The organism is Streptomyces guryensis, assembly GCF_021261325.1.
GTDB lineage: Bacteria > Actinomycetota > Actinomycetes > Streptomycetales > Streptomycetaceae > Streptomyces > Streptomyces guryensis.
On record NZ_JAJSBI010000016.1, the window covers coordinates 156,297 to 177,490 of the forward strand.

The 21,194-nt window shown below is 70.9% G+C and carries 17 protein-coding genes; 12 read left to right on the forward strand and 5 right to left on the reverse strand.

Translation table 11 applies throughout. The features are described 5' to 3' along the window. Window positions 1–40: 40 nt before the first annotated feature. The 4 genes from LJ657_RS28975 to LJ657_RS28990 are packed head-to-tail and all read right to left on the reverse strand — an operon-like array spanning window position 41 to window position 3,829. Window positions 41–1,069, reverse strand: a complete 1,029-nt coding sequence (locus LJ657_RS28975) for an L-idonate 5-dehydrogenase (protein WP_232651778.1) — start codon at window positions 1,067–1,069, stop codon at window positions 41–43. A 14-nt stretch (window positions 1,070–1,083) separates the two neighbouring features. Then, entirely contained in the window at window positions 1,084–1,842 is a 759-nt protein-coding gene (locus LJ657_RS28980; RefSeq protein WP_232651779.1) for an SDR family oxidoreductase, read from the reverse strand. A gap of 10 nt (window positions 1,843–1,852) precedes the next feature. Then, complete coding sequence (locus LJ657_RS28985) at window positions 1,853–3,250, reverse strand: GntP family permease (protein WP_232651780.1); 1,398 nt, start codon at window positions 3,248–3,250, stop codon at window positions 1,853–1,855. A gap of 51 nt (window positions 3,251–3,301) precedes the next feature. After that, window positions 3,302–3,829 carry a gluconokinase gene (locus LJ657_RS28990; RefSeq protein WP_232651781.1) on the reverse strand — a complete coding sequence of 176 codons (528 nt, stop codon included), beginning with the start codon at window positions 3,827–3,829 and terminating at the stop codon, window positions 3,302–3,304. A gap of 149 nt (window positions 3,830–3,978) precedes the next feature. Here LJ657_RS28990 and LJ657_RS28995 point away from each other — a divergent pair, with 149 nt between their 5' ends. Continuing rightward, window positions 3,979–4,680, forward strand: a complete 702-nt coding sequence (locus LJ657_RS28995) for a FadR/GntR family transcriptional regulator (RefSeq protein WP_232651782.1) — start codon at window positions 3,979–3,981, stop codon at window positions 4,678–4,680. A gap of 10 nt (window positions 4,681–4,690) precedes the next feature. On the opposite strand, the gene LJ657_RS29000 is transcribed toward LJ657_RS28995, so the two are convergent. After that, window positions 4,691–5,155: a YchJ family protein gene (locus LJ657_RS29000; protein ID WP_232651783.1), complete on the reverse strand. Its 465-nt coding sequence runs from the start codon at window positions 5,153–5,155 to the stop codon at window positions 4,691–4,693. A 373-nt stretch (window positions 5,156–5,528) separates the two neighbouring features. On the opposite strand from LJ657_RS29000, the gene LJ657_RS29005 reads away from it, so the two are divergent. From LJ657_RS29005 to LJ657_RS29055, 11 genes are read left to right on the forward strand one after another with little or no spacing between them, the layout of a single operon-like run. Next, complete coding sequence (locus LJ657_RS29005; RefSeq protein ID WP_232651784.1) at window positions 5,529–7,391, forward strand: phage tail sheath subtilisin-like domain-containing protein; 1,863 nt, start codon at window positions 5,529–5,531, stop codon at window positions 7,389–7,391. A 34-nt stretch (window positions 7,392–7,425) separates the two neighbouring features. Next, entirely contained in the window at window positions 7,426–7,950 is a 525-nt protein-coding gene (locus LJ657_RS29010) for a phage tail protein (RefSeq protein WP_232651785.1), read from the forward strand. Window positions 7,951–7,982: 32 nt separating this feature from the next. After that, complete coding sequence (locus LJ657_RS29015) at window positions 7,983–8,711, forward strand: T4 family baseplate hub assembly chaperone (protein WP_232651786.1); 729 nt, start codon at window positions 7,983–7,985, stop codon at window positions 8,709–8,711. Next, window positions 8,704–9,441: a hypothetical protein gene (locus LJ657_RS29020; protein ID WP_232651787.1), complete on the forward strand. Its 738-nt coding sequence runs from the start codon at window positions 8,704–8,706 to the stop codon at window positions 9,439–9,441. Before LJ657_RS29015 ends, LJ657_RS29020 begins: the two co-directional genes overlap by 8 nt. Before the next feature lie 49 nt (window positions 9,442–9,490). Continuing rightward, window positions 9,491–10,366 carry a Pvc16 family protein gene (locus LJ657_RS29025; protein WP_232651788.1) on the forward strand — a complete coding sequence of 292 codons (876 nt, stop codon included), beginning with the start codon at window positions 9,491–9,493 and terminating at the stop codon, window positions 10,364–10,366. Window positions 10,367–10,371: 5 nt separating this feature from the next. Then, window positions 10,372–12,435, forward strand: a complete 2,064-nt coding sequence (locus tag LJ657_RS29030; protein WP_372487983.1) for an ATP-binding protein — start codon at window positions 10,372–10,374, stop codon at window positions 12,433–12,435. Then, a complete protein-coding gene (locus LJ657_RS29035) occupies window positions 12,426–12,758 on the forward strand; it encodes a hypothetical protein (protein WP_232651789.1) in 333 nt (110 codons plus the stop codon). The genes LJ657_RS29030 and LJ657_RS29035 overlap by 10 nt, the downstream gene beginning before the upstream one ends. Further along, window positions 12,755–19,420 (forward strand): eCIS core domain-containing protein, encoded by a 6,666-nt coding sequence (locus tag LJ657_RS29040; protein ID WP_232651790.1) that lies wholly within the window; start codon window positions 12,755–12,757, stop codon window positions 19,418–19,420. The genes LJ657_RS29035 and LJ657_RS29040 overlap by 4 nt, the downstream gene beginning before the upstream one ends. Further along, window positions 19,417–20,145, forward strand: coding sequence for a hypothetical protein (locus LJ657_RS29045; RefSeq protein ID WP_232651791.1), 729 nt, complete (start codon window positions 19,417–19,419; stop codon window positions 20,143–20,145). The genes LJ657_RS29040 and LJ657_RS29045 overlap by 4 nt, the downstream gene beginning before the upstream one ends. Next, on the forward strand, window positions 20,142–20,828 hold the full coding sequence (locus LJ657_RS29050) for a hypothetical protein (RefSeq protein ID WP_232651792.1): 687 nt from the start codon (window positions 20,142–20,144) through the stop codon (window positions 20,826–20,828). The genes LJ657_RS29045 and LJ657_RS29050 overlap by 4 nt, the downstream gene beginning before the upstream one ends. A 10-nt stretch (window positions 20,829–20,838) precedes the next feature. Then, on the forward strand, window positions 20,839–21,192 hold the full coding sequence (locus LJ657_RS29055) for a LysM peptidoglycan-binding domain-containing protein (protein ID WP_232651793.1): 354 nt from the start codon (window positions 20,839–20,841) through the stop codon (window positions 21,190–21,192). Window positions 21,193–21,194 lie beyond the last annotated feature (2 nt).

The window sequence follows — 21,194 nt, forward strand, 5'->3', positions numbered from 1 at the left end:
GCGCCGGGGAAGCCGCCTTGGGCTGATCCTTGGGGAAAATTCAGGAACGGAAGTCCAGCAGCACCTTGCAGGAACGGCTCCGGTCCGCCGCCAGCGCGAAGGCCGACTCCGCCTCCCGGACCGGGACCACCGCGCTGACCAGCCCGTCGAAGGCGGGCTCGGCGGCGAGCAGTTCCAGCGCCTGGTCGAACTCCGTGTCGAAGCGGAACGACCCCCGCAGCTCGATCTCCCGGCTCACGACCAGGTTCCCGGCGAACGCACTCGGACCCGGCGGCAGCATCCCGAGCTGCACGACGACGCCGCCGCGCCGCACCAGACGCAGACAGGTGTCGAGGGCCGCGGCCACCCCGGACGCCTCGACGGCCACGTCCACCTCGGCCGGCCGGCCGGCATCCTCCGGGTCGTCGGCCCGTACGAGGGTGTCGGCGCCCGCGGCACGCGCGTACTCCAGGGCCGCGGGGAGGAGGTCGGTCACCGTCAGGTGTGCGGCGCCGGCCGCCTTCGCCGCCGCGACCACGAGACACCCGATGGGACCGGCGCCGGTGACCAGGACGTGCCTGCCGCGCACGTCTCCGGCCCGGCGGACCGCGTGCAGGGCGACGGACAGAGGCTCGGCGAGGGCTGCCCGGCGCAGGTCGAGACCTTTCGGCAGCTGCCTCAACTGCTCGGCAGGTACGACGACTTGGGCCGCGAAGCCGCCCTGTACGTGCGGGAAGCGGGCCGCGCTGCCGAGGTAGCGGGTGTCCCGGCAGACGTTGCGGCGGCCCTCCACGCACTCCGGACATGCGTCGCAGGGCGCGGCGGGGTGCACCGCGACCGCCGTGCCCACGGCCGGACCCGACGCGTCCGGGGAGCCGTACGCGATGACCGTCCCGACCACCTCGTGCCCCAGCAGCATCGGTTCCTTCAGACGGAAGTCGCCGACCCCGCCATGCCCCCAGTAGTGCAGGTCGGAGCCGCAGACGCCGCCGTAGTGGACGGCGACCAGCGCCTGCCCGGGGCCGGGCGCGGGGACCGGCAGCTCCTCGACCCGCAGGTCGTCCTGGCCGTGGATCACACAACCGAGCATCTCCGCAGCCCCTCTCACAGCACGCTCGTCATTCCGCCGTCGACGTACAGCACCTGCCCGCTGACGAAGTCCGCGGCGGGTGAGGCGAGGAACAGCAGCCCGCCCACCAGGTCCTCCGTACGGCCCCAGCGGCCGGCCGGGGTGCGGCGGCGCACCCAGGCGCTGAACTCCTCGTCCTCGACGAGGGGCTGGGTCAGTTCCGTCTCGATGTAGCCGGGGCCGAGGCCGTTGACCTGCACGCCGTACGGGCCCCAGTCGGCGCACATGCCCTTGGTGAGCATCTTCAGGGCGCCCTTGGTGGCCGCGTAGGGCGCGATGCCGGGGCGGACCACCTCGCTCTGCAGCGAGCAGATGTTCACGATCTTGCCGTGGCCGCGTTCCGTCATGTGCCGGGCCGCCTCGCGGCCGACCAGGAACGCGCTGGTGAGGTTGGTGTTCACGATGCGGTGCCAGTCCGAGTCCGTGAACTCCAGGAGCGGGGCGCGCAGTTGCATCCCCGCGTTGTTGACCAGGATGTCCAGCGGGCCGACCCGCTCCTCGACATCCGCTGTTCCGGCGGCCACCGACGGGCCGTCGGTCACGTCGAACACCGCCGTGTGGACGTCGCCGGGCAGCTCCGCGGCCGCCTGGGTGAGGCGGTCCGCGTCGCGGCCGTTGAGGACCACCGTGCAGCCGGCCTCCGCGAGGCCCCGGGCCAGGGCCAGCCCGATGCCGCGGCTGGAGCCGGTGACCAGGGCCGTGCGGCCGCTGATGTCGAAGAGCGGGTGACTCATTCCCGTACCCCTAGATGACCAGTGAGAGGAGGAGGACCAGACCGCCAGCGACCACCGAGATGATCGTCTCCATGACGGACCAGGTCTTGATGGTCTGGCCCACGCTCAGGCCGAAGTACTCCTTGACCAGCCAGAATCCGGCGTCGTTGACATGGCTGAAGAAGAGCGAGCCGGCGCCGATGGCCAGGACCAGCAGGGCCGTGTGCGTGGTCGACATGTCGGCCGCGAGCGGGGCCACCAGGCCGGCCGCCGAGACCGTCGCCACCGTCGCCGAACCGGTCGCCAGCCGGATGCCCACCGCGATCAGCCAGGCCAGCAGCAGTGCCGGGATCGACCAGTCCTTGGAGATGTCCAGGATCATCTGGCCCACACCGGTGTCGATCAGCGTCTGCTTGAAGCCGCCACCCGCGCCGACGATCAGCAGGATGCCGGCGATGGGCGCGAGGCCCTTCTCGACCAGCGGCGTGAGCCGCTCCCTGCCGAACCCGGCGGGCCGCAGCAACGTGAAGATGCCGACGAGCACGGCGGCGAGCAGGGCGATCAGCGGGGAGCCGACGACGTCGAAGACGCGCTGGGTGAGGTTCGTGGGGTCGTCGATCACTATGTCGACCAGTGCCTTGGAGAGCATCAGGACGACCGGGAGAAGGATCGTGGCCAGGGTGGCGCCGAAGCCGGGGCGCTTCTCCAGTTCCTCCGAGGCGCGCTGCGGGAGCATCCGGTCGGGTGCCGGGACGTCCACCCAGCGGGCCGCGTACCGCGAGAACAGCGGGCCGGCGATGATCACCGTCGGGATGGCGACGAGAACGCCGAGGGCCAGGGTCACGCCGAGGTTGGCCTTCACCGCGTCGATCGCGACGAGCGGGCCGGGGTGCGGCGGGACCAGACCGTGCATCACGGAGAGGCCCGCGAGGGCCGGGATGCCGATGCGCATCAGGGAGTAGTTGCCGCGCTTGGCGACCATCAGCACGACCGGGATCAGCAGCACGACACCGACCTCGAAGAACAGCGGCAGCCCGATCACCGAGGCGATCAGCACCATCGCCCACGGCATCGCACGGCCGCCCGCCTTCGCGAGGATCGTGTCGACGATCTGGTCGGCCCCTCCGGAGTCGGCGAGCATCCTGCCGAGGATCGCGCCGAGCGCTATCAACACGCCCACACCGGCGACCGTGGTGCCGAGCCCGGTGGTGAAGCTGGTGATCACCTTGTCGAGGGGCGCCCCGGCGATCGCGCCGAGCGCCAGCGAGCCGATGGTCAGGGACAGGAAGGCATGCAGCTTGAACTGGGTGATGAGCAGGACGATGACGGCGATGCCCGCCAGTACGGCGAGGCCCAGCTGAGCGTGGCCGGCCGAGGTGATCGGCGCGGGTGCGTCCGCTGCCAGCATCTCAACGCTGAGTCTGGTCACGGGAGTTCCCTTGCAGGTACGGGGATGGGGGAGGAATGCGGGGGGTGGGTGTTACGCGGCCGGGTGGGGCAGGGCGTCCAGTGCCTTCATGGCCCGGGCGGCGATCTCCTCGGGGCTCCCGGTGACGTCCACCGCGACACCCGCCTCGTCCGGTTGGAGTGGCTGGAGCGTGGCGAACTGGGAGTCGAGCAGCGCCGTGGGCATGAAGTGACCCTGCCGGTGCGACATCCGGTCCTCGATGAGGGAACGGTCGCCGGTCAGGTGCACGAAGACGACACCGGGGGCGGCGGCCCTGAGCCGGTCGCGGTACGACCGCTTCAGCGCCGAGCTGCTGACCACCCCGCCGAGCCCGGCCCGCCCGTGCGCCCAGGTACCGATGGCGTCGAGCCAGGGCCACCGGTCCTCGTCGTCGAGCGGGACGCCGGCCGACATCTTGTCGATGTTGGCCTGCGGGTGGAAGTCGTCGCCCTCGGCGTACGGAACGCCGAGCCGGGCCGCGAGCAGGGGACCGATGGTGGTCTTGCCGGTGCCCGCCACGCCCATGACCACGACGACATGGGGGGTGCGCAGCTGCTGCATGGTGCTCTCACTGTCTTCTTCGACATCTGGACGCCGCCCGTTCAACCGACGCCGACGACACTGAAACCGATTAGGTACGACGAATTCAAGACCCTGTGACATATAAGTCTGACTTTTTGTCCCCGCGGTCTGCCCCGTACGCTGAGTGCATGACCACTCCGGGCCGGGGGTTGCACGGCCATGTACTGGACTCCCTCGGCCCCGCGATCACCGCGGGCGAGTACCCGCCGGGCAGCGTTCTGCGCACCGACGAGCTCGCCCAGCGCTTCGACGTGTCACGCTCGGTGATGCGCGAGGCGGTCCGGGTGCTCGAATCCATGCGCCTGGTCGAGTCGCGCCGGCGAGTCGGTGTGACCGTGCGCCCGAAGGCCGAGTGGAACGTCTACGACCCGCAGGTCATCCGCTGGCGGCTGGCCGGCGCCGACCGCCCCCACCAGCTGCGCTCACTGACCGTCCTGCGCTCGGCCGTCGAGCCGGTCGCCGCGGGCCTCGCCGCCAGACACGCCTCCGCCGCTCAGTGCGCCGAACTCACCGAGTGTGCGATCGGCATGGTCGCCAACTCCCGAGGTCACAAGCTGGAGGAGTACCTCGTCCACGACATGGCCTTCCACCGGGTGATCCTCGTGGCGTCCGGCAACGAGATGTTCGCCCGGCTCGGTGACGTCGTCGCCGAGGTCCTCGCGGGCCGCACCCACCACGAGGTCATGTTCGAGGACCCCGACCCGGCCGCCGTCACCCTGCACGTCCAGGTCGCCGAGGCGGTCCGCGAGGGCGACGCGGCCCGCGCGGAGAAGCTGACCCGGGAGATCACGGTGGGCGCGCTGCAGGAGCTGGACATCCTGGCGTCTTAGGCCCAGCTGGTCACGCCTCGGGGAACTCCCCGTCCACGTACACCCACGCCCCCTCGATCCTCCCCCAGCCTCCGGCCGGGGGTACCCCCGTCTCGCTTCGCTCGAACCGGCTGCGTTCCAGCAGTGAGCCGCCCTCGTACGAGGCGCGGAAGGTCACCGTGCCCGTGCCGTGGAAGGCCGAGCCGTCGGTGGTGTCGAGGATCTCCAGACCCGTCCAGCGCATGCCCGGGTCGAGTTTGAGCGTCGCCGGGCGGGTACCCGGATGCCAAGTCCTCAGCAGGTACTGATCGTTGAGCTTCACGAAAGCGCTGTAGCGCGAACGCATCAGTGCTTCGGCGGTGGGCGCGGCTGCCTCACCCCGGTGGAATCGGCCACAGCATGCGTCGTACGTCTCCGCAAGACCGCAAGGGCAGGAGGGCTTGTGGACTGGGGCGGAGCCGTGCTGCCGCCGGGATTGCGAGGTACGTCGGGACATGCGCTCCATTCTGCTGCACCAGAGGCTGTGTGGAATATGTGAAGCGCCTGATCCGACACGCGCACATCCGGTGTGAGTCGTGCGCGCCCACGTTCATCGAACCTCCTTTCGGGCTGGCGTGAAGACGCCTTGCTCCCGCCACGGCCAACTCACAGGCTGGCAGGAGCACTTGAGCATCAGGAGTCACAAGCGTGCGTGCTTGACCCGGGCGGCCGTCCGTCCGGGGCACTGACGGGGGAAGCTGATACGGGGTGTGCGGACCGGCGCGGCAAGGGCGCGCCGGGGGACTGCTGCGCTCCGTCGTGTCGAAACCTCTCCTTTCTGCCGCCTCTTGGTGCCTTTGACCGGTGCCTGAGTAGGGATAGGAGGGGGAATGCCGACGAATGCCGCGGCCGCCAGGCCGACGTATCCGGGCGTCTACGTCGAAGAGCTTCCCAGCAGCACCCGCGCCATCTCCGCCGTGACCACTTCGGTGACCGCATTCGTGGGGCACACCCGGCGCGGCCCGCTGAACGAACCGGTGCGCGTCACCGGTTTCGCCGACTTCGAGCGGCGCTTCGGCGGGCTGAGCGCCCAGAGCCCGCTCGCCTACGCCGTCCACCAGTTCTTCGGCAACGGCGGATCGGTCGCCGTGATCGTCCGGGTCGCCAAGGCCGGCAGCGGCAAGGCCTCATGTGTCGCCCTGGAGTCCACCGAGGGGCACAGCGAGAGCCGTGTCCTGGAGGTCCACGCCAAGGAACCCGGCGTGTGGGGCAACGGCCTGCGCGTCGCCGTCGACTACGACACACCGGACTGCGAAGCCACCTTCAACCTGCGGGTCTACGACGCCAAGGGCGACGCCCGCGAGAGCTTCACCGGCCTGTCCATGGACGCCGGCAGCGGGACCTACGCACCCACCGTGGTCAACGCCGGGTCGCGGCTCATCCGCGTCGAGGCCGTCGGCGAGGGCCGCCCCGACCCGTCCGGCACCGTCTCCAAGCCGTTCGGCCACGAACTGCCCGACCTCGCCGTCGACCTGACGGTGAAGATCGGCGACGTGGAGCGCGAGTTCAAGCTCTACGACCCCGACTGCGACGGCGAAGCCCCGTCCTCCGTGGCCGAGCTGGCGCTGCTTCTGGAGCGCAAGCTGCGGGCGCTGCCCGACGCGCCCGGCAAGCACGCCTTCGCCGGCGTCGAGGTCACCGCCTTCGGCCGCCGCGTCCAGGTGGTCGCCGGTTCCACCGACCCCGAGGACGTCGTCCGCTTCCTCGGCGAGTGCGCCAACGACCTGGGCCTGGAGGCCTCGGTCAACCCGCCGGTGTTCCCGCTGGAGGGCGGCGAGGACGGCGAGGCCCCCGGCCCGCGCGACCTCATCGGCTCCGAGGCCGCCAAGACCGGCATCCAGGCGCTGCGCGGGGTGGCCGACGTCAACCTGCTGGCGCTGCCCGAGCTGGCCTCGTACGAGAAGATCGACGACGCGCTCACCGTCGTCTCCGCGGCCCAGCGGCTGTGCGAGGAGCGGCGGATCTTCCTGCTGGTCGACGCGCCCAGCACCTGGGTGAGCGTGGACAGCGCCCGAGCAGGGCTGTCCGCCTTCGATCCGGTGCGCGGCAACCACGCCGGCCTGTACTTCCCGCACATCCAGCTCACCGACCCGCTCACCGGGCGGCTGCGCGCCTTCCCGCCGTCCGGCGCGGTCGCCGGCGTCATCGCCCGCACCGACTCCGAGCGCGGGGTCTGGAAGGCGCCCGCCGGTACGGAGGCGCAACTCGTCGGAGTGCACTCGCTCACGGTCGACCTGACGGACCGTGAGACCGGACTGCTCAACCCGCTCGGCGTCAACTGCCTGCGCACCTTCCCGGTCACGGGGCCCCTGGTGTGGGGCGCGCGCACGCTGGAAGGCTCCGACGCCCTCGACAGCGCGTGGAAGTACGTGCCCGTGCGACGGCTCGCGCTGCATGTGGAGGAGAGCCTCCAACGCGGCCTGCAGTGGGTCGTGTTCGAGCCCAACGACGAGAGCCTGTGGCAGCAGATCCGGCTGTCCGCCTCCTCGTACCTGCACACGCTCTTCCGCCAGGGCGCCTTCCAGGGCAGCACCCCGCGCGAGGCGTACTTCGTCAAGTGCGACAGCGAGACCACGACGGACGAGGACGCGGCGAACGGCGTCGTCAACGTGCTGGTCGGGATCGCGCCGGTGCGGCCGGCCGAGTTCGTGGTCGTCAGGATCCAGCAGACGTCCGGGCAGTTCGCTCTCTAGCGGCCCGTCAATCTCGGAGAGCTGAAGGAAATCGATGGCTGAGTTCACGGTCAACGCGCATCGCTTCGACCCCTACAAGAACTTCAAGTTCCTGGTCCTGTGGGACGGTCGGACGGTCGCCGGCATCAGCAAGATCAGTCCGCTGAAGCGGACCACCGAGGTCGTCAAGCACCGCAACGGCGGCGACCCCTCCTCCCCCCGCAAGTCGCCGGGCCGCTCGGAGTTCGACGGCATCACCCTCGAGCGCGGGGTCACCCACGACCCCGAGTTCGACCGCTGGGCCAACAAGGTCTGGCAGGTCGGGGCGGGTCTCGGCTCCGAGGTGTCCCTCGCGGACTTCCGCAAGGACATCGTCATCCAGGTCCTCAACGAGGCCGGCCAGGTCGCCGTCTCGCACAAGCTCTACCGGACCTGGCCCAGCGAGTACCAGGTCCTCGGCGAGCTGGACGCCAACGCCAACGCGGTGGCCATCCAGTCGCTGAAGCTCGAGTGCGAGGGCTGGGAGCGGGACTACGAGGTTCCCGAGCCGGAGGAACCATCGTTCCTCAACCCGGCATGACCCGGGGGTAGTTGAGGGAAACGGGGAGGGACATGGCGATCACCGGGGCGGCCGGACTGCTGGCCGCCTGGGAGGCCGGGCTCGGGGAGGCACCGGTCGGACGGGCTCTGCTGCTGCACCGCACGGCACGGCCCGACCTCGACGCCGGAAGGCTGCCGCAGCTTCCGGTGGGCGAGCGCGAGGCGGACCTGTTCGCGCTGCGCCGGGCGCTGTTCGGCGAGCGGATGCAGGTGCGGCTCGAGTGCGCCGCGTGCGGGGCGGACATGGAGTTCGAGCTGGACGCGGGGGAGCTCGCGGGCTCGCTCGGCTCTTCGGAGGACTCGGTCGTACGGGTCCGACAGGACGGCTGGGACGTCGAGTTCAGGCTGCCCGGGGTCGCCGACCTGCACGCCGCTGCCCGGGCGGCCGACCCGCGTACGGCGCTGCTCGCCCGGTGCCTGGTCTCGGCGGTGCACGACGGGACGGCCGCGGCGGCGGGGGAGTTGCCCGTGCCGGTGCAGCGCCGGATCGCCGAAGCCGTCGAGGCCGCCGACCCGGGCGCCGACCTGGTCATCGACGTCGCCTGCCCCGACTGCGGCGAGGCCACCCGGGCCGAGCTCGATATCGCTTCCTACCTGTGGACCGAACTGGACGCCTGGGCACGGGACGTGCTCCTCGACGTCCATCTGCTCGCCACCGCCTACGGCTGGAGCGAGCCGGAGATCCTGGCGCTCAGCCCGACGAGGCGCCGCTACTACCTGGAGCTGTGTGCGGATGCCTGACTCACCGGCCCCCGGGGGCGCGCCGGACCGCCCCGACTTCTTCGATCGGCTGCTCGCACGGCACACGGCCCCGCGACCGCCCGCGGCGCGGGTACGGCCCCGGCTGCCCGGCCCGTTCGAGCGGGTCGAGGCGGTACGTGCCGCCCCGCCCGCACCGGACGAGAACGCGCTGCTGTGGCCCGCGGCCACACCGGCGGCTGCCGCACCGCCGGATGCGCCGCGACCGCCGGCCGCTCGGACGCGCACCCACACGGAACGGGAGCGGACCGTCGTACGCACCGAACGGGAGCCCGTCGACCCCCTGCCGCGTCCGTCCGAGCCGGCCCGCGCGGAGGAGCACCTGCTGCGCCCCGTCGCGCCCGTCGCGCCGGGGCTGCGGCCGCTGCCCGACACCGGGCGGCGCGCGGCCGGGCGGGCCCGTGCGGAGCAAGGAGCGTCACAGACCGCGGTGTCCGTGCCCACCCCCCCGGGCACGGAGGCCGCCCCCCGAGCCGTGTCGGCGGCGCTGCGACCCAGCGCCGCCGACACGGCGGCGGCACGCGACGCCGTACGGCAGGCCGCGGCCCGCCGGCCCGCCCGGGGCACCGAGCAGGTGGTCCAGGTGCAGATCGGACGGCTGGAGGTGACCGCCGCCCAGGCCCCGGAAGGCGCCGGACAGCGGCGGAAGGCGGCGGACCGGCCCGGGACGGCGCTGAGCCTCGCGGACTACCTGGCCCGGGGGCGCGAGTGAGCCGCGACGGACACAGCAGCAGGACGAGAGGAACCGAGGAACTGACGTCATGAGCAACGCACTTGCCATCGCCCATGTCACCCAGGCTCTCGCCCTGCTGATCGAGAACAACGTGGGGCCGGAGTTCGGCGAGGCCGTCAAGGTCGAGCCGCGCAAGCCGCCCGCGGATCCGCAGCTGGAACAGCCCACCATCTCCGTGTTCCTGTACCAGGTCACGCCCAACTCCTCGCTGCGCAACAACGACCTGCCGACCCGCGCGGCCGACGGCACGCTGGTCAAGCGGCCCGCGGCGGCGCTCGACCTGCAGTATCTGATCAGCGCGTACGGCGACGAGCGGGAACTGGTCGGGCAGCGGCTGATCGGCTCCGTGGTGCGCACCCTGCACGAGATCCCCGTCCTGCCGAAGGACGTCATCGAACAGGCCGGTGAACGCCCGTATCTGGCGGGCAGCGATCTCGCGGAGGCGGCGCAGCGGGTGCGGTTCACGCCGACGGTCATGGATGTCGACGAGACGTCGAAGCTCTGGGGGATGCTCTACCAGACCCCGTACACGCTGTCGGTGGTCTACCAGGCGACGCTCGTGCTCATCGACGGCCGGGCAACCCCGGTACCGGGCAGGCCGGTCGAACGGCCCGAGGTGCGGGTGCTGCCGTTCGGGGCGCCCGGCGCGCCGGTCCCTCCGGCGGCGCAGCCGCAGGGCGAGGGGCCGTCAAGTGGCGTTGGCTCCAAGGAACTGGTGAAGGCGGAGACCGAGGAGCCGGCCGCTCCGCCCGCCAAGAGGGCGGCGAAGGCCCCGGCGAAGGCCCCGGCAAAGGCTGTCGCCAAAGCTCCCGCACGTACGAGGAAGGCAGCCCCCCGCACCGCCAGGTCCGCGCAGACCGAAACCCGGAAAGCGGACCGCGGCGACGACGGCACGGAGAACTGAACGGCATGGAAGCGGCGGGGGCAGGTGACGGCATGGGGATGTACGAGCAGGGCGCACCCGCGGGCAGGACGACGCTGACCGCGGAGATCCGGCGCGTCCTGGCCCGCGTCGACGCCCACGCGGCCCGCGCCACGGCGCGGGCTCGGGGCGCCGCCGGGACGTCCGCGGGCCCTGACGGGTCTGGCGCCGGGGTTGTCGCGGCGCCGGGCGAGGCTGGTGCGGTCCCGGGGGAGTCCGTCGGCGAGGAGCCGAGCGCCCTCGCCTCCCTTCCCGGCCCCGGCACGGCCCCCCTCGACGCCCTCACCGCGTGCTTCAGCTTCACCTCCTTCGAGCGCGATCTCGTACTCCTCGCCGCCGCCCACGAGGTGGAACCCACGGCTGCCGCCCGGTGCGCCGCGGCCTGCGGGGACCCCGAGCGGGCGTACCCGACCTTCTCCCTCGCCCTCGCCGCCCTCGCGGAGCCGCACTGGAGCGCGCTCACGCCCGTCGCGCCGCTCAGGCGGTGGCGGATCGTCGAGCTGGACGACGAGTCACGGCTGACGACGTCCCGGCTGCGGCTGGACGAGCGGATACTGCACTTCCTGCTGGGCTCGCCCTATCTGGACGCCCGGTTGCACGGGCAGTTGCGCCGCACCCCGGTGCCGAAGGCCCTGACACCGTCGTACGACCTGGCGGCCACCCGTCTCGCCGAGGGCTGGACGAACGCGACCGAGGCGCCGCTGGTCGAGGTCACCGGCGGCGATCTGCGCAGCCGGGCCGACATCGCGGCGGCCGCGGCCGCGCGGGCGGGCCTTGGCCTGTACTCCATGAGCGCCGAGGACATCCCGTCCGACCCGGCCGAACGAGACCGGCTGGCCCGGCTGTGGCAGCGTGAGGCGATCCTGCTGCCCGCCGCGCTGCTCGTCGAGGCGGGCGAACTGGACCGCGACCAGCGGGCTGCGACGGACTCCTTCCTGGCCGGAGCGGCCGTACCGGTGGTGGTGTCGAGCGAGGACCCGCTGCGCTCGGAGCGCTCGTACGGGGCCCGGGTGACCGTGCCGCGGCTGGACGACGACGAGCAACTCGGCCTGTGGGCAGGCGCCTTCGAGGAGATCGGCCTGGACGAGGGTGAACTGCGCTCCCTCGTCGCCCAGTTCCAGCTGCCACCCCACGTCGTACGGTCCGCGGCCGCCGCCGTGCACCGCAGGCTGCCGCACGAGGACGAGCTGGACGCCGCCGGACTCGCCTGGCGGGCCGGGCTCGACGAAGCGCGGATCGGCATGGACGAACTCGGCCGGAGGATCGCGCCGCAGGCCGGCTGGGACGACCTGGTGCTGCACGAGCGGCAGACCAGCGTGCTGCGCGAGATCGTCGCCCATGTGCGGCAGCGGGCAACCGTCCACCAGGAGTGGGGGTTCGCCGCCACCCTGCGCCGCGGCCTCGGGGTGACCGCCATGTTCGCGGGCGGCTCCGGCACCGGCAAGACCCTGGCTGCCGAGGTCATGGCCAACGAACTCGGCCTCGACCTGTTCGTCATCGACCTCTCGCAGGTCGTCAGCAAGTACATCGGCGAGACCGAGAAGAACCTCCGCCGGGTCTTCGACGCCGCCGAACGCGGCGGCGCGCTGCTCCTGTTCGACGAGGCCGACGCACTGTTCGGCAAGCGCAGCGAGGTCAAGGACAGCCACGACCGGTACGCCAACCTGGAGGTCAGCTATCTGCTGATGCGGATGGAGGCCTACCGCGGCCTTGCCGTCCTCACCACCAACATGAAGAACGCCCTCGACACGGCGTTCCTGCGGCGCATCCGCTTCGTCGTCGACTTCCCCTTCCCCGCCGAACACGAGCGGGCCGAGATCTGGCGGCGCGTGCTGCCCCCGCAGGCCCCGGTGAAGGACATCGACCCCGCGCTGCTCGCCCAACTCACCGTCGCCGGCGGCTCGATCCGCAACATCGCCCTGTCCGGGGCCTTCCTCGCCGCCGAGGAGGGCGACCGGCTGCAGATGCGGCACATGCTCGCCGCGGCCGGCACCGAGTACCTGAAGCTTGAGCGCTCGCTGACGCCCACGGAGGTCCGCGGATGGGTGTGAACTCCTCGCCGGACCTCTCCCGGGGCCCTGCCCGCGACCTTTCGAGGGACCGCGAACCCTCGGCGATCCGCGTCGAGATCGGGGAACTGGTGCTGGACGGCTTCCGGGCGGACCCGGAACGCGTCTCGGCCGCCTTCGAGAGCGAACTGAGCCGGCTGGTGCGCGAGCACGGGGTGCCGCTGGCCGCGAACGGTGCGCTGACCGTCGGCGCGCTGACCGGGCTGGCTCCCCTGCCCGCCGGGCTGTCCGCGCGGCGCCTCGGCCAGGAGCTGGCGCGTGCCGTGCACGAGGGGCTGAGCGGGCACGGGGAGGCGAGCCGATGAGTTCCCAGACCCAGGACACCCAGGCGGAGCAGGCGGCCGAGCAGCGCCGCCGCAAGCGTAGGGAACGGGCCGCCAAGACCCGTGCACCGGAGCCGAAGAACATCGTCAGCGGCGCCGGCCAGCCCCTCGATCCGGGACTGCGCCGGGAGCTGGAGGAACAGCTCGGCCACGACCTGAGCCGGGTACGGCTGCACACCGGCCGGGACGCCGGACAGCTCACCGAACTGCTGGGCGCGGACGCCGTGGCCGTCGGCCAGGACATCCTCTTCCGCGAGGGCGCCTTCCGGCCCGGCACCGACGAGGGCCGGCGGCTGCTCACCCACGAACTCCAGCACACGGTGCAGAACCCGCACGGCCTCGGCGCCCTGCGGGCCGGGCGCGAGCCGGGCGCCGTGAGCCTTCCGCAGCAGGCGATCGAACGGGAGGCGGAGGCGGCTGTACGGGACGAGGCGGCTCTGCCCGTCCAGGAAGGGCAGGCCACCCCCGGCTGGCTGCGTTACGCCACCGTGGACGCCGACCGGATGCGCGCCGAGGCCATCGACCCGGCGACCCTCGTCGACCGGCTGGCCAACTCCCTCGTACGTTCCCTGCGCGGCGACCCCGAGGACCTGTCCAAGCGCACCCGCCGCCAACTGGCCGGACTGCCCGCCGAGTTGCTCGACGGCGTCCTCGACCGGCTCGAAGGCCGGCTGCTCGGCCCGGAGCACGACCGGGTACTGGACTTCGTCGACGACATCGAGGCGTACGACGACTTCGCCGAAGACCGCGTGGATCGCGACGCGCACGAGGCTCCCGAGGTCGAGCCGGACACGGCCGACGACATGCGCACCGAGCGGGAGAGCGCACAGCGCCGGGCCCAGGAGGACCGGGCGGACCAGGACCGCCCGGCCGACGCGACCGGTCCGGAGAAGGAGCGGGCCGAGCGCGAGGGCGCACCCGGAAGCACCCCGCTGAACGGCGGCACCAGGGAGCAGCAACAGGGCGAGACGCAGGACCGAGCCCTGCGCGAGCGGGCCGAGTCCGACGCCCGGGACCGGCGGCAGTCGGCGGCCGAGGCGCGCGGGGACGGGGCGCGCGCGGGCGGGGCTCCGGCGGCCGGGGTGCGGGACGAGACCCCGGCGCGAGGCACGTCGGCCACCGCCGGGCAGCAGGCGCACAACACGCAGGCCGCCGCTCCGCAGGGGCCGTCGGCCGCCGGGCAGCAGGAGACGTCCCAGGACGCGGGAAACGGCGGGCAGCAGGAGGCATCCCAGAACGCCGAGGACGGCGGGCAGGCGCAGGAACAGGCAGCCGACCAGGGCGGGCAGTACCAGCAGCAGGACGCGCAGCAGGGTGCCGCCGGTGAGCAGGGCGTCCCCGTCGCGGGCGCGGAGGAGTCCGCCGCGCGGAACCGGCCCGGTGCCGCCGACCAGTTCGCCGCGGGCCGGCAGATCCCCCAGGCGGACAAGCGGGGCGCGGACCGGCCGACGGGTTCGCCCGCGCCCGGCACGGACATCCCGCTGCCCACGCCGTCGAGCAGCCTGGACGGCGTACGCAACCAGGACCTCGACGGAGTGCAGGAGACGGCCCGCGACGAGGGCGCGCTCTCCGACAGCACCTCGGAGGTGGAGGTCGGCGGCGCCGAACCCAGCGCCTGGGACATCAACCTCCAGCCGGAGGACTTCCTGCCGCAGCAGGACCCCGATGTCTCCGGGGTGCCGACGGCCGACCAGGGAGAGGCAGCCGGCGCGTCCCTGCCCGACTTCCCGGCGCCGCCGCCGACCAAGGCCGACCAGGTACAGGCGGAGCGCGACGCGGAGGACGCCGAGGACGCGGCGGCTCAGGCGGACGTCGAGGACAACACCGTCGAAGCACCGGCCACCGAGCCCGCGCCCTCGGTCTCGCCCGAGTCCGTGGGCGGGCCGGGTGACACCCTGCTCTCCGGTCTGGAGCCGGAGGAGAAGGCCACCGGGCTTCCGGACGTCGGTGCCGTCTCGAAGGATCCGAAGAGCGGCGACGATCCGAAAGCCGGTCCCGTCGCCGCGCAGGCCACGGTGCAACGGGCCCCCGGTGCCCGGCAGACGGGCGGACCGGACGGCGGCGGAGCCGTGCAGGAGGGCGCGGCCAAGCAGGAGAAGGGCACCCCGGCCGCGGGTGAGCAGGCCACCACCGCTCAGGAGAAGGGCTCGCAGCAGGCGGCGGGTGGTACGGCCGCGGCGCCGCAGACCGCTTCCGCGGCCTCCGCCTCCGGCTCCGCGCCGGGCGGTACGGCCGAGCGCACGCAAGCCGTCGACGAGGCACCGGCCGCGCGTGACTCGCAGGTCACGGGGGGCTCCAACGCGGACCGGCCCGGCAGTTCCACCAGCGGCGCGCAGAGCGCCGCGTCGCCCGGGGCGGGCGGCTCGACGTCCGGCACGTCGGCCGTGAGCACGGCCACGCGGCCTGCCACCGCACCGCCGACGGGCCAGGCGGCCCGGCCCGCGACCACGTCGGCGAAGGCCGCCGACTCCACGGCCACGGCGCAGGCGGCCGAGGACGCGATCGGTGCCGCGCCGCAACCGGACCGGGCGTCGGGCAGCGCCCCGGCGGCATCCGCCGCGAGTGCGCCACGGGCCGGCGGCGTCGCCAGCAAGGCCGTCGGCAAGGGGAAGAAGGACTCGGCGCCTGCCCCGAACCTCTCCCAGGTCTCGCCCGAGGCGGGCCTGAGCACGGCCGCCACGCTGAAGCCGTATCAGGCCTACCAGGCCATGGGCGGAGTGAACGGTGCGGTGGACCGCAGCGTGGGCGACGAGCACAAGCAACTCGCCGCCGCACCGCCCTCCATGCAGCGGCCGGCGGGCGCGCCGCAGACCCTGGAAGGCAAGCCGAAGACCGACGCACCCGCCCAGTACTCGCAGGACCCGGCCCAGAAGTCGCAGGCTCCCCAGCAGGAGAACGCGCAGGTCACGGGTGCGAAGGAGCCCGAGGGGCAGATCGAGGCGGAGAAGGCCGAGCCGCCGGACGGCTGGCAGACCTTCAAGATGGCGCTGGGTTTCGGCCTCGGCTGGCTCGCCTCGAAGCTCGGCTTCCACGTCGACAAGCAGGAACTGGCCGCCAAGTTCGCCGGGCTGCCCACCAAGGACGAGGCCCTCAAGCAGGCCCAGGCGGGCAACGCCCCCGGCGTCCAGATGCAGGGCGCGGCGCAGCAGACGTCCGACGAACAGGGCGGCGCCGTCGACGCGAAGGGCCAGGAGACGCTCGACACGGCACGTGACGACTCCGGCCGTTCGATGGGCGAGAACCAGGTCTACCCCGACGCCCCGCAGGAGGAGCTGAAGGGGAACGTCCCCGGCGCCGAGGCCGCGCCCGGCGCGATGCCGGAGGGGGCGCCCACGGGTGCCGTACCCGCGAACGCGGCCTCCGCGGTGGCCGAGCACGACAAGGGGCCCGAGTTCCAGGCCGCGTTCAGCCGGGGCCAGAAGGGCATGTCCGACAGCCGCCAGACCAAGGACAAGGGCTTCCGCGACTCACAGCAGAAGAACCAGCAGCAGGTCGGCGGCGAGATCGACAAGAACACCCGGGACCAGGCGGGCCAGCGGTCGAAGGCCCTCGACGAGGTCACGGCACAGCGCGAGGGCTGGCGCAAGGACCAGGACCAGGCCCTGAAGACACTGGGCGACAAGAAGAACGACCGCACGGACAAGGTCCGCAAGGACGTCCAGGACCGCGAGAAGAAGACCGACGACGACGTCACCCAGCAGAAGACCGACAGCGACAAGCAGATCAAGGACAAGGGCGACCAGGCCGAGTCGGACGCCAAGAGCAAGGCGGACAGTGCGGCCCAGGACTCGGGCAACTGGCTCAGCAAGGCCTTCGACTGGATCAAACAGAAGGTCATCGAGATCAAGAACGCGATCGTCCAGGTCATCCGGGACGCTCGTGACGCGGTCGTCAACTTCATCAAGAACTTCAAGGACACCGTCGAGCGCTGGATCAACGAGGCCCGGGCGTTCATCGTCGACACGATCAAGAGTCTGATCGATGATCTGATCGAGTTCGCCGTGGAGATGGTCAAGGCGATCATCGAACTGGCCCAGCGCATACGGAAGTTCGTCACCGACCTGATCGCGCAGGCGATCGCCCTCGTCACCCGGCTCGCGGCGCAGCTCAAGCAGATCGTCACCGACCTGCTCAACCAGCTCGCCAAGATGCTCAGCGACATCCTGAACATCCTGAAGAAGATGCTCATGGACGTCATCAAGTCGGTCATCGACGCGGTCAAGACGATCCTGCAGTACGCCTCCCAACTCCTGGGCGCGCTCGGCGAGTTCATGATGATCGCGATCGACTTCCTGGACGACCCGGGCGGCTGGCTGAGCGGCGCGAAGAACTCGGCGGTCGACGGCGCGGAGCACTACATGTTCCGCGAGGTCCAGACGGCGGTCAAACAGTGGTTCCAGGAGAAGATCCAGCAGATCCTCGGCATCCCGCAGATGATCATCGACAAGCTGGTCAAGGGTGGCTTCTCCCTCGAACGGATCGTGAAGGAGACCTGGGACGCGGTCGTGCCCCAACTCCCGTTCATCATCGGCGAGATCATCATCACGAAGGTCATCGCGAAGCTGATCCCCGGTGCGGGCTGGGTGATGGCCGTCATCGACGCGATCCGCACGGCGATCGGCGCGCTCGGACAGATCCTGACCGCGATGGGCGCGGTCCTGTCCTGGCTGCGCGCGGTCCGCCAGGGCGGCGCGGGCCTCCTGTTCGCCAAGGCGGTCGCGGCCGGCATCGTCGCCCTGCTCGAACTCGCCTACCAGTATCTGCTGAACGCCATCGGCAAGTACGTCGCCAAGGTGGGCCGCAGGCTGAAGGGCATCGCGGGCAAGCTTGTCGGCCGCGGCGGGCGAGAAGGCGAGGGTCCGGGCCGCCGCCCATCCGCCGGAGCGGAGGACGAGGGCGCCCCCAAGGACACGGCGGCCCCCGCCAGAAAGCCGACCACCGGCGCCACGGACACCCCGACCCGTCCGAAGCCGGCCGAGCCGACGGGCACCACCCGCTCGAAGGACCGTCCCGCCGACAGTCCCTCCAGCGAGCCGGACACCCGCCCCACCCCGACGGCGAAACCCAAGCCGAAGCCGGAGCCCGGCCCGAAGCCTGAGCCGGAACCGAAGCCGAAGACCTCCGACAAACCGAAGGATTCAGCCCCGGACAAGCCGAAGGACGAGACTCAGCGCCCGAGGGAGACGGGGGAGACACCGGGCACGAACAAGCCGAAAGGTGCGGAGCCCGGCAGGCCCAAGGAGGGCGAGCCGAACAAGCCCAAGGAGGGCGAGCCGAGCAAGCCCAAGGAGGAAGCGCCGGCCAAGCCCAAGGGTGACGGCAAGGAGGCCCCGCCGAGGCGGCCCGGCGACAAGGCTGAGGACCCGAAGAGGCCGAGGAACGGCAAGGACGAGGACCCGAAGCGGCCAAAGCGTGACGAGGACGATCCGAAGAAGCCGAAGAACGACAAGGACAACGACCCGAAGCGACCCAAGCATGACAAGGACGACAAGCCGCACAAGCCGAAGCCGGACGAGCGCGAGCCCCACCACCCCAGGAACAAGCCGGACAAGGAGGGCCCCGGCCGTCCCAAGTCCGAGCGGGACAAGGACAAGCAGAAGAAGAAAGAGGACGCGGACAAGGAGGAGCGACTGCGGAAGATCGCGGCCCGAGTCCGGCGGATCGTCAAGGAAAGGGCGAAGAAGGGGGTGCCCGACCCCTCCTTCCGCACGCTGCTGGAGGGTTTGCGGGCTTGGTTCAGGCTGACGAGTCTGGAGGGCGTGGGAGAGCCGCACATCAAGACCAAGGCGACGCTCAACCCGGTCGATCCGGATGTCGTGGACTTGTATCAGACCCGCCCGGAAGGATCCGGTTCGCCCATCGACTGGGATTCTCCTCAACACGATGTCCCGAAGCCGAAGCCGAGGATTCCGAACTTCACGGACAACAGGCTTGCCACGAGTTTCACGGCCGAGTACCTGAACAAGTCCAGCAAGGGAACTATCTCCACCACGGCCGCCCCGCATCAGCCGATCGGCTGGGACTATGCCAAGAGCATCAATGACGACCGCAGCGACAGCTGGGTGAGGATGCACCTCCTCCCGGAGAGCATCGGCGGCAAGGCCAAGGGATCCAACCTTGTGCCAGCAAGCGGCCCGGCGGTCAATACTCCATTCGCGAACGATGTGGAGAAGGGGGCCCGCGACTCTCTGCAGGACGGTCGCGAAGAAATGATCTGGTATCGCGTCGAGGTGCGGTTCCATGAACCGCCGAAGGCGCCCACCAGGGGTTTCCCGAGCTTCATCAAGGCGACCTGGGCCGGATACTACGAAGACCGCCGGGAGCAGCGTTGGGAACGGAAACGCAGGCCTGCCTGGAAGTCGCAGCAAGCGACGCCGGAGCCGCCCGACGCGTCGCAGAAGCTTAGGATCAACTCTGACGACGTCGGCCGGGTAAAACGTCGTCTGAAGGAAACGCCGGAGTTCGCCCGGGTGATTGTCAATAACCGCCAGTATCGCAATTTTGCGGACATAGAGAAGGCCTTCCAGAAGCACGAGAAGGGTAAGCAGGAAGTGCAGAAGTTCAAAGATCTCGACGCGCGGCTCAAGAAGATCTCCGATCTGATCGACATCGGTGTGATTGTCTTCACCAAGGACTCGGCATGAACGTGACGGTCGGCGACGCGACTCCCCAGGAGGCGCGCTACCTGCGAATGCTGAACGAACTCCATGACGCTGAGGGTATCGAGGTCTCGGACGAGACAGTCGAGATAGACGATGAAGAGCGCCACTCGCTGGGTGTGCCCATGGCGCGGCGTGCTGAAGAGTTTCTTCTCATGGCGCAGAGTGATGCTCAGTGGGATGGCTTTGTCATCGACCCGCAGATCGCTGAACGCGGGCTTCGGTTCTTTGAGATCGGCAGCTATTGGAGGTGTGCCAAGCCCCTTCCCAAGGTCTCTGGGGAATTCTTCCTGCGAACGTTCTTCGATGTGTTGGTCTCCTCGCCACCCAAACTCGCCTGGAAAGGCACTCCGGAGGGCGAGCGAGTTCTGTACAGTCAGTTCCGGGTGATCGACAGTCATCCGAAATCCGGCTCCGGTCTGCTCGCCGCAGTGAGAATCCAGACGGACACGACGCCGCTTGAGATCTGGGTGTGGGACGCGCGTCTTGGGGCCAAGAAAATGGATCTCGACTACTGCGGCTATTTGGACGCCCTGCTGCTCACCAAAGGTGCCTACGGCTGGCAGTACCTGTTCACCGACGTCTCCCTGGCGGACGACCTCTTCCGTAATGTCACGGCGAACCTCACAGACGCACTCGAAATCCTTCCGCGACTGTTCCCGGACGGCGACTACGCGTCACTGGTGAGCCGTCTGGAGGCCCGCCTGTGACCCGCTACGCCGACATCCCCAAACCCATCCGCTCCGGAATAGTCGTCGTCGCCCCCGACACCGGCACCCCCCAGCGCATCATCGTCCTGCAGTTCAACCCGGACACCCTGGAGCGCAGTATCGCTCCCCAGTCCGCCGGGGACAGCAGTGACACGGGCAGCGGTGGCACCGGGAGTGGGGACCGGAACGAGGCGCTTCGGCTGAAGGGTCCCGCGCAGGAGACCTGGAAATTCACCGCCGAGATCGATGCCACCGACCAGTTGGAGATCGCCGCGCCCGACGGGATCCACCCCCAGCTGGCCACGCTCGAAATGCTCGTGCAGCCCACCACCGCCCAGTTGCGCGCAGCGAGCCGGCTCGCGGCGAACGGGGTCATCGAGATCAGCCCGATCGAGATGCCGCTCACGCTGTTCACGTGGGGCAGCAAGCGGGTCATGCCCGTGCGGCTGACCGAACTCTCCGTCAACGAGTCCGCCTTCGACGTGAATCTCAATCCGATTCGGGCCTCGCTGAGCATGGGGATGAAGATCCTCACGGTCAGTGATCTGCCCGCCGGGCATCGCGGTGCCGATCTGTACATGGCCCACCTCGCGCAGAAGGAACGGCTCGCTGCATCCGCGCGCGGCGGGAGTCTCGGGTCCCTCGGGCTGCCCGGGGCGGACGTACTGAGCGGCAGGGGCTGAGGAACACACCATGGCTGACATCGAGTCCTACGAGAGCGCCCTCGGTTCCATACCTGGCGCCCACCCCTACCCCCGGACCAGCCGCTACCACGACGCCGAGATCGGTATCCACCGCCAGGACGACGGCACCGAAGTCCGCTACGCCAAACGCCGGTTGCTGCCACCGCTCGACGCCCAGGAGACACAGGAACACGTCGTGGGCTCCGGTGAGCGGCCCGATCTGCTGGCCCAGCGCTACTTCGGCGACCCCGGTCAGTGGTGGCGCATCGCCGACGCCAACCCCGTACTCGATCCACGGGAGCTGACGGACGAGGCCGGACGGATCATCGACGTCCCCGAGCCCGGAGGACACCGGCGTGTCTGAAC